The 4,326-nt window shown below is 62.6% G+C and carries 5 protein-coding genes and 1 pseudogene; 5 read left to right on the forward strand and 1 reads right to left on the reverse strand.

Annotated elements, in window-relative coordinates:
• The 4 genes from EN925_RS25140 to phoB form a co-directional block, all read left to right on the forward strand.
• On the forward strand, positions 1 to 335 hold a 335-nt coding region (locus tag EN925_RS25140; protein WP_128337009.1), incomplete at its 5' end, for an ABC transporter permease subunit.
• A gap of 17 nt (positions 336 to 352) precedes the next feature.
• Positions 353 to 1,171 (forward strand): phosphate ABC transporter ATP-binding protein PstB, encoded by an 819-nt coding sequence (gene pstB, locus EN925_RS25145; RefSeq protein ID WP_013529271.1) that lies wholly within the window; start codon positions 353 to 355, stop codon positions 1,169 to 1,171.
• A gap of 26 nt (positions 1,172 to 1,197) precedes the next feature.
• Positions 1,198 to 1,905, forward strand: coding sequence for a phosphate signaling complex protein PhoU (gene phoU, locus EN925_RS25150; protein ID WP_013529272.1), 708 nt, complete (start codon positions 1,198 to 1,200; stop codon positions 1,903 to 1,905).
• 16 nt (positions 1,906 to 1,921) lie between these two features.
• Entirely contained in the window at positions 1,922 to 2,611 is a 690-nt protein-coding gene (phoB, locus tag EN925_RS25155; protein WP_010911896.1) for a phosphate regulon transcriptional regulator PhoB, read from the forward strand.
• A 16-nt stretch (positions 2,612 to 2,627) separates the two neighbouring features.
• Here the strand turns inward: phoB and EN925_RS25160 are convergent, their stop codons facing one another.
• Positions 2,628 to 3,875 (reverse strand): ROK family protein, encoded by a 1,248-nt coding sequence (locus EN925_RS25160; RefSeq protein WP_128337010.1) that lies wholly within the window; start codon positions 3,873 to 3,875, stop codon positions 2,628 to 2,630.
• Positions 3,876 to 4,144: 269 nt separating this feature from the next.
• On the opposite strand from EN925_RS25160, the pseudogene EN925_RS25165 reads away from it, so the two are divergent.
• Positions 4,145 to 4,326: pseudogene (locus EN925_RS25165) on the forward strand (D-xylose ABC transporter substrate-binding protein); the annotation flags it as partial.

Consider the following 4,326-nt stretch of genomic DNA (forward strand, 5'->3'; position numbering starts at 1 on the left):
GTCTTGGCGCCTCCAAGATGCAGATGGTGTTCCAGCACATCCTGCCGCTTGCCGCGCCCGGCATCCTCACCGGCACCATCATCGGTCTTGCGCGCGCGCTCGGCGAAACCGCGCCGCTGCTGTTGATCGGCATGGTCGCCTTCGTCGCCGATCCACCGACGACGCCTTTCGATCCGGCCACCGCGCTGCCGGTGCAGATCTATATGTGGGCGAACGAGGCCGAACGCGCCTTCGTCGAGCGTATGTCCGGCGCCATCATCATCCTGCTCGTCTTCCTCATGGCCATGAACATCACCGCGATCGTGCTTCGGCGTCGGTTCGAGCGGCGCTGGTAGAAAAAAGGCATTTTGGTATGAACATCATGACCGAACAGTCCCTTGAAAACGCAGTGGGCGACAAGATGAAGTCGAACGAAGTGATAAAAATGCGCGGCGACAAGGTCGGCGTGTTCTACGGCGAGAAGCAGGCGCTGTTCGACGTCGATCTCGACGTCCGCCTGAACCAGGTGACGGCGCTGATCGGCCCCTCCGGCTGCGGCAAGTCCACCTTCCTGCGCTGCCTCAACCGCATGAACGACACCATCGATTCAGCACGGGTAACCGGCAAGATCACGCTCGACGAAGAGGACATCTACGACAAGAACATCGATGTCGTCGAACTCAGGGCGCGCGTCGGCATGGTGTTCCAGAAACCCAATCCGTTCCCAAAGTCGATCTACGAGAACGTCGCCTATGGTCCGCGCATCCACGGATTGGCCAAGCGCAAGGCCGACATGGATCAGATCGTCGAGTCCAGCCTGAAGAAGGCGGCGATCTGGAACGAGGTCAAGGACCGTTTGCAGGAACCTGGCACGGGTCTTTCCGGTGGCCAGCAGCAGCGCCTGTGCATTGCACGCGCCATCGCCGTGTCACCCGAGGTGATCCTGATGGACGAACCGTGTTCGGCGCTCGACCCGATCGCCACCGCTCGCGTCGAGGAACTTATCGACGAACTGCGTCAGAACTATACGATCGTCATCGTCACCCATTCGATGCAGCAGGCAGCGCGCGTGTCGCAGCGCACCGCGATGTTTCATCTTGGCTATCTGGTCGAGGAGGGCGCCACCGACAAGATGTTCACCACCCCCGACGACAAACGCACCCAGGACTACATCACCGGCCGGTTCGGCTGATCTCTGGCATATGAGGGACGAAGATCATGGGTGAACATACCGTCGCATCTTTCGATGAGGATCTGGAGCAGATCAGCCAGCTGATCCGCGACATGGGCGATCTCGCCCGCTCGATGGTCGGTGGCTCGACCAGGGCTTTGCTCAATTCGGACAATGCGCTGGCGCAGCGGGTGGTTTCCGACGACGCCATCATGGATGCACGCCAGCGCGAGCTGGACGATCGTGCTATCACGCTGATCGCCAAGCGCCAGCCAATGGCCAACGATCTGCGTGCGGTAGTCGGTTCGATCCGCATGGCCGGCGACCTCGAGCGCATCGGTGACCTTGCCAAGAACATCGCCAAGCGCGTCGGCACTGTCGGGCTGAGCGTCACGCCGCACGACCTTTCGCATTCGATCGACGCGATGGCGCAGCTGGTGCTGATCCAGGTGCAGGGGGTCGTCGACGAGTATGCCGCCGCTGACGCGGCAGCGCTTGCCACGCTCAGAAACAATGATGAACGCATCGACGTCAAATACACATCGGTGTTCCGCGAACTGCTGACCTACATGATGGAAGATCCGCGCAACATCACGGCGTGCACGCACCTGTTGTTTTGCGCCAAGAACCTCGAGCGGATCGGCGACCACGTGACCAACATCGCCGAAAATGCCTATTATGTTTTGACCGGCACGCAGTTGCCAGCCAATCGTCCGAAGCAGGACGAGACGGCAATGTCCGCGCCAGCGGCATGACAGGGGTGACCAGCCGATGATCGCGCCACGCATCATGGTGGTGGAGGATGAGGAGCCGCTAGGCGTGCTGCTCCGCTACAATCTCGAATCCGAAGGTTACCAGGTCGAGGTGGTGACGCGCGGCGACGAGGCCGAAATCCGGCTGCAGGAGAACGTTCCAGACCTTCTGGTGCTCGACTGGATGGTGCCTGCGGTTTCCGGTATCGAACTCTGCCGCCGGCTAAGGATGCGTCCCGAGACCGAGCGGCTGCCGATCATCATGCTGACCGCGCGAGGCGAGGAAAGCGACCGCGTGCGCGGCCTCTCGACCGGTGCCGACGACTATCTGGTCAAGCCTTTCTCGACGCCGGAGTTCATGGCCAGGGTCAAGGCGCTGCTGCGCCGGGCCAAGCCGGAAGTGCTGTCCAGCGTGCTCAAGGTCGGCGATATCGTGCTCGATCGCGAATCGCACCGTGTCTATCGCAAGAAGAGCGAAATCCGGCTCGGGCCGACGGAATTCCGCCTGCTTGAATTCATGATGCGCCATCCAGGCCGCGTGTTCTCGCGCAGCCAACTGCTCGACAATGTCTGGGGCGAGACGATCTACATCGACGAACGCACGGTCGATGTGCATGTCGGCCGGCTGCGCAAGGCGGTCAACAACGGCCGTATGCCCGATGTCATCCGCACCATCCGTGGGGCGGGTTACGCCATTCGCGAGGACTGAACTCCCTCGTTTGAACTCACGCCACGTTCTTGCCGCCGAGACCGGATCTCGCCTGCACGCCCGGCGCAAAAATCTCCTGATCGACGAAGATCAGCGCCCGCATGGCGCAGCCTTCGCGGATCAGCGGCAGTTCGTTCGGCTCGGTGTCGAAGGAAATCGACTTGGAATGCTGGCCGCCGGCGGTCTGGGCAATCGCTTGCCGCAATGCCGGCTCGATCAGGTCGAAGGCGGCGGCGCTGACGCCGACCATGGCGACGGGGGCCGGATCGATCAGCGCGAACAGGCTGCCGAGGCCGTAGCCGAGCGCTTCGCCAGCCTTGCGGTAGGCTTCCCGCTCCGGTCCGTCCCTCTCGCGGGCGGCGGCAGCCAGGGCGCGCATGTCGGCGTCGCTGACATCGGCGACGGGTTCTGCATCCTCGCCCATCTGCCGCGCGTTGCGCCAGATGGCATAATTGCCGGCATAGGCTTCGACGCAGCCGCGCCGTCCGCAGCGACACAGCGCCCCGTTCGGCCGATGAATCATGTGGCCGAATTCGCCGCCCGAGGAATGGGGGCCGGTGACCAATTCGCCCTTCAGCACCAGCCCCATGCCGATGCCGTGCGACAAAAGGATAGCGATGAAATCGTCGCGGTAACGATCGGGATCGCGCCAGCGCAGCGCCACCGCCATCATGTTGCAGTCGTTCTCCATAATGGCGGGGACGCCGAACTCCTCTTCGAATATGTCGGCGAAGGCGATGTCGGTGTGCGGCGTGATCGGCGACCACAGCATGGCGCGGGCACGGGTGTCGGTGATGCCCTGGACGGCCAGCGCGATACGAGCGATGCTGCGCACGTCCAGGTCGGGATCTTCCAGGCGGCGCCGCACGATTGCCGTGCACTCACCGATCAGCGAGTCGCGCGACATCGTCAGCGTGTCGAGCCGACGCTGTTCCTCGGATATTACCTGGCCGGCATAGTCGATGACGGCGACCGAGAGGAAGTTCAGCGACAGCACCACGGTCATTACCGCGGCCGCTTCCGGATTGAGGCTGAGGCCGACCTGCGGACGGCCGCGTTTGAGCGAGCCGGCCTCGCTCGGCTTGCTTTCGGTCAGGATGCCTTCGACGATCAGGTCGGATGAGATCGCCGAGATCGTCGAATGGCTGAGGCTTGTGGTTGCGGCGATCTCGGTGCGCGACGGCTGTCCGGCGCGGCGCACCGCGGCGATCACCATCGCGCGGTTGCGGCGGCGCAAATCGTCGTGGCGGATTCCGACCGACATGCTCTTTCATATCCTCCCGGTCGCCGCGGTTCTTCCTGCCCTGGAACGCTGTCGGTGACGCGGTCAAATACTGGCAGAAGCCGCGCGCCGTGTCATTTATTTATTCCGAGGCCCGAAAAAAATTCGAGACGACATCAAAATCCATCAGAATCGATGTTGACAGCGTTCGGGCGTTGGCCCAGTATTTTTTCGAGGCTCGAAAAAATAGGGCCTCTGTGCCGGCCCTCGGGCCAGTTTGGTCGCGCCATACGCGGCGCAGGGAGGATAATATGAAAAGATTCACAGCCGCCATCCTGGCGGGTGCCGCCATGTCGCTGACGCTCGCGTCTGTCGCGCAGGCGAAGGACAAGGTCGTCGGCGTTTCGTGGTCCAATTTCCAGGAGGAACGCTGGAAGACCGACGAGGCCGCCATGAAGACGGCGATCGAGGCCGCCGGCGACAAGTACATCTC

It is taken from the genome of Mesorhizobium sp. M7A.F.Ca.US.006.04.2.1 (assembly GCF_004022915.1).
Classification (GTDB): domain Bacteria; phylum Pseudomonadota; class Alphaproteobacteria; order Rhizobiales; family Rhizobiaceae; genus Mesorhizobium; species Mesorhizobium ciceri.

Excerpts from the sequence above, each read along its gene's own strand:
- EN925_RS25160 (WP_128337010.1), bottom strand. The coding sequence starts at position 3,875 with ATGTCGGTCGGAATCCGCCACGACGATTTGCGCCGCCGCAACCGCGCG.
- phoB (WP_010911896.1), top strand. The coding sequence starts at position 1,922 with ATGATCGCGCCACGCATCATGGTGGTGGAGGATGAGGAGCCGCTAGGC.
- phoU (WP_013529272.1), top strand. The coding sequence starts at position 1,198 with ATGGGTGAACATACCGTCGCATCTTTCGATGAGGATCTGGAGCAGATC.
- pstB (WP_013529271.1), top strand. The coding sequence starts at position 353 with ATGAACATCATGACCGAACAGTCCCTTGAAAACGCAGTGGGCGACAAG.